This is a genomic window from Bacillus sp. LL01 (genome assembly GCF_001037965.1).
Window position 1 is genome coordinate 1 of sequence record NZ_LFEL01000219.1, and the last position, 3725, is coordinate 3725.

At 38.7% G+C, this 3725-nt stretch carries 3 protein-coding genes; 2 read left to right on the forward strand and 1 reads right to left on the reverse strand.

What is annotated here, in order from left to right:
* A partial coding sequence (locus tag AB685_RS28245) for a SulP family inorganic anion transporter (RefSeq protein WP_047973930.1) occupies positions 1 to 1000 on the reverse strand: 1000 nt, incomplete at its 3' end.
* 322 nt (positions 1001 to 1322) lie between these two features.
* Here AB685_RS28245 and AB685_RS28250 point away from each other — a divergent pair.
* Together AB685_RS28250 and AB685_RS28255 are read left to right on the forward strand one after the other, a co-directional pair.
* A complete protein-coding gene (locus AB685_RS28250; RefSeq protein ID WP_082153810.1) occupies positions 1323 to 2849 on the forward strand; it encodes a spore germination protein in 1527 nt (508 codons plus the stop codon).
* A partial coding sequence (locus tag AB685_RS28255; RefSeq protein WP_047973931.1) for a GerAB/ArcD/ProY family transporter occupies positions 2846 to 3725 on the forward strand: 880 nt, incomplete at its 3' end. The genes AB685_RS28250 and AB685_RS28255, both read left to right, overlap by 4 nt.

Here is a 3725-nt window from a genome sequence, read left to right on the forward strand (position 1 = left end):
CAAAAGTACTAAATGCAACCATGAACATGACACCTACTAGCGCAGCCATTGGAATTTGAACCACAAGTCCACCTAATACAATAATTAAGAACATCAAGAACACACCAGCTACAAGAGATGATAAACGCCCATTCCCTCCTGATTTTACGTTGATAACAGATTGTCCGATCATCGCACAACCTGCCATACCACCGAAAAACCCTGAAACAATATTCGCAATCCCTTGTCCACGACTTTCTTTGTCCTTATCACTATCAGTGTCTGTCATATCATCAACAATGTTTGCTGTTAGTAGTGATTCAAGTAACCCTACAATAGCTAGAGCTAATGAATAAGGTAAGATGATCATTAAGGTTTCTAAATTCAAAGGAATTTGCGGAATTAAAAACATAGGTAATGCCTGCTGCAATGCTCCCATGTCCCCTACCGTACGAACATCAATGCTCATAAAAATTACGATCGCTGTAATGACAACAATCGCCGCTAATGCAGAAGGAACAGCTTTTGTTACTCTTGGGAGCAAATAAATAATTCCTAGTGTTGCTGCTACTAGTCCATACATAATCCATGTAGCACCTTCAAACTGCTCAAGCTGAGCCATAAAAATTAAGATAGCCAACGCATTTACGAAACCAACCATAACAGAGCGTGGAATAAACTTCATAAACCTCGCTAACTTAAATACACCGAAAATAATTTGAATAATACCCGTTAGAACTGTCGCCGCTAGTAAGTATTGTAAGCCGTGATCTGCCACGAGCGTCACCATTAATAAAGCCATCGCACCAGTTGCAGCAGAGATCATTCCAGGACGTCCACCGACAAATGCGATCACCACAGCAATACAGAATGATGCATACAACCCTACCATCGGGTCAACACCAGCAATAATCGAAAAGGCAATCGCCTCAGGAATTAATGCAAGTGCCACAACTAGACCAGCCATTACATCACCACGGATATTGCCAAACCAATTTTCCTTCCATGTTTGTGTGTTCATCTGACACCTCTTTCTTCTATTGTCATAGATCTTTCTTACTGACTTTCGACTCTCACGAAAGTCGTGTCCGTTTACAACGAGAGATATTGTAGCATGATTATCGCTTTTTTAGAAGTCTTATGTAAGCGTATAACACTCCATTTTTTCATCCATTTTCCCTTCTATCCTTTCACTTTCTTTTATTTTCTTCTTTTGATACTTTTTGATTACCCTTTAACTACCATCAACTGATGACATCCACTTCTGCATGTTTTCACCATATTTGCAAATGATAAAAAGGAATAAAACGAGCGAATGCTGGATGAAAGGATGGTGAAGCTTAGTGAAACGCTTAACAAGATTAAAACTTGAAAAAGGACRAAAAAGTGAAGCGAATGCTAACTCATCTCAGCAGTCGTCCTCAAAGAAAACATCTAATTTACTAATTAAAAACCAAGATTTCATTGAAAACACGTTTAAGGATGCGGGTGATTTACAAAAACGTAATTTTAAGATTGAAGATAAAAAAGCAACCCTCTATTACTTAAGCTCAATTACCGATTTTGAAAAAGTGGAACGCATGCTTGGTTCAGCCTTCGATAGCCAGAAATCATTAAGTAACATGCTTGATCATGCAGCGACCTTTGTTCCGACGAATTCACAAAACAAAGTTGTCGAGGGCCTTCTAGAAGGCCGCTCGGTTTTATTAATTGATGAGTTCGAAATGATTTTTCTGCTTGATACTTCAAGTGTGATCAAACGTGACACGTCAGAACCAATGAATGAAAAAGTTGTAAGGGGATCTCATGAAGGGTTTGTTGAGGATCTCGGAACGAATGTTCATCTTATTAGGCGAAGAATTTCAAGCCAGAATCTCGCTATTCATTATTTTAAAATTGGCACGGATACCAATACTTCTGTCGCTGTGCTACATATGAAAAATATTGCCAATTCTAAAATTGTTCAAGAAGTTGAAAAGCGAATCTCCTCGATTGAAATGGACATGACGTTCAGTCCTGGTTTCATTGAAGAGTTTATTGAGGATTCTTCTTTTTCTCCCTTTCCACAAGTACTCAATACGGAACGACCTGATCGAACAATGGCAGCACTAATGGATGGTCAAGTGGCGATCATGATCGAAGGAAGTCCAACAACCATCATTACTCCTATTACGTTTTTCGCTTTTTATCAATCACCGGATGATTATAATAGTCGCTTCTATGTTGGAACGTTTTATAGAATGATTCGAATTTTAAGCTTTTTAATCGCTATTTTACTACCAGCCATCTACATTGCAGTCGTTGGTTTTCACTTTGAGATTATTCCAAATGATTTGGTGCTCCCGGTTAAAAGTTCCGTAGAACAAATTCCTTATCCGCCAATTGTCGAGGCGATTGTTATGGAGCTGACGATCGAATTAATTCGTGAAGCCGGGGTCAGGCTCCCGTCTCCGATCGGTCAAACCATCGGGATTGTCGGAGGTCTCGTAATTGGTGATGCCATTGTAACGGCAGGACTTGTATCCAACATTATGATTATCGTCGTGGYACTAACAGCAATCGCAGCCTTTGTCGTTCCATCGACAGAAATGAATACCTCAGTGCGGATCCTGCGCTTCCCGTTTATGTTTGCTGCTGCAACATTTGGCTTTTTGGGTATTTCATTTGCAGGAATGATTCTTCTTATTCATCTATGTAAATTAGAATCATTTGGTATCCCTTATTTCTCACCAATCGCTCCATTTAAATGGAGGGACTTAAAAGATACCTTTCTACGCTTGCCAGTATGGCTGATGAATCTGAAACCAACCGCTTACGTGCCTATTAAGTCTAAACAGCAAGGGTATTCAAGAAAGTGGCAAAAGAAATGAGTCAATCAACGAAAGTGACGATTACACCGGGTCAGCTCGCCTTATTTATAATTCAAACACAAGTAGGAGTAGGCGTGCTTTCGATGCCTTATTCTGTTTTTGATGCTGGTGCTAAAACGGATGGGTGGATCTCAATTATCCTAGCTGGCGTTCTCGTACAAGTGATGGTTTTTGTATTTATGCTATTAGCGAAACGCTTTCCAACTTTGAATTTATACGAGATTCTAGAAGGTGTTTTCGGAAAATGGTTAGGTAAATTTTTTACTTTTCTTCACATCATTTACTTTATTAGTGTAGGTATATTAATTTTAATTCTTTTTAGCTCAGTATTAGATATATGGGCGTTTCCAAATACACCTCAATCTATCAAAATAGGCTTAGCTGTTCTTACTGCTACTTATTTAGCAAAAGAAAACGTTCGAATCATTGCACGCTTTCACGTAGTAGTATYGGTATTATTGGTTCTTATCATCGCCATAACCTTTWCAGCTTTTACACATATAGACGTTCGCTATATCTTACCGATTGGTCACACAGGAGTCACCAATATTGTAATGAGTGTGAAAGCAGCGATGTTATCGTTGCTTGGTTTTGAATTATTTATCATTTTGTTTTCTTCAACAGAAGGAACTCTTAAACAAAAAGTAAAAGCAGCTACACTAGCTAATGCAACTGTTACGTTCACCTATGCTTATTTAGCGATCGTCTGTTATATCTTTTTTAGCCCAGAAGAACTCGCCTTTGTACCTGAACCCATTTTGTACCTAATCAAATCGTTCTCCTTTGTTGTAGTCGAAAGAACAGACTTAATCTTCATCTCTATTTGGATCATCTCAGTTATGACATCATTTGTAGGCTACCTCTTTATTGCTTCCT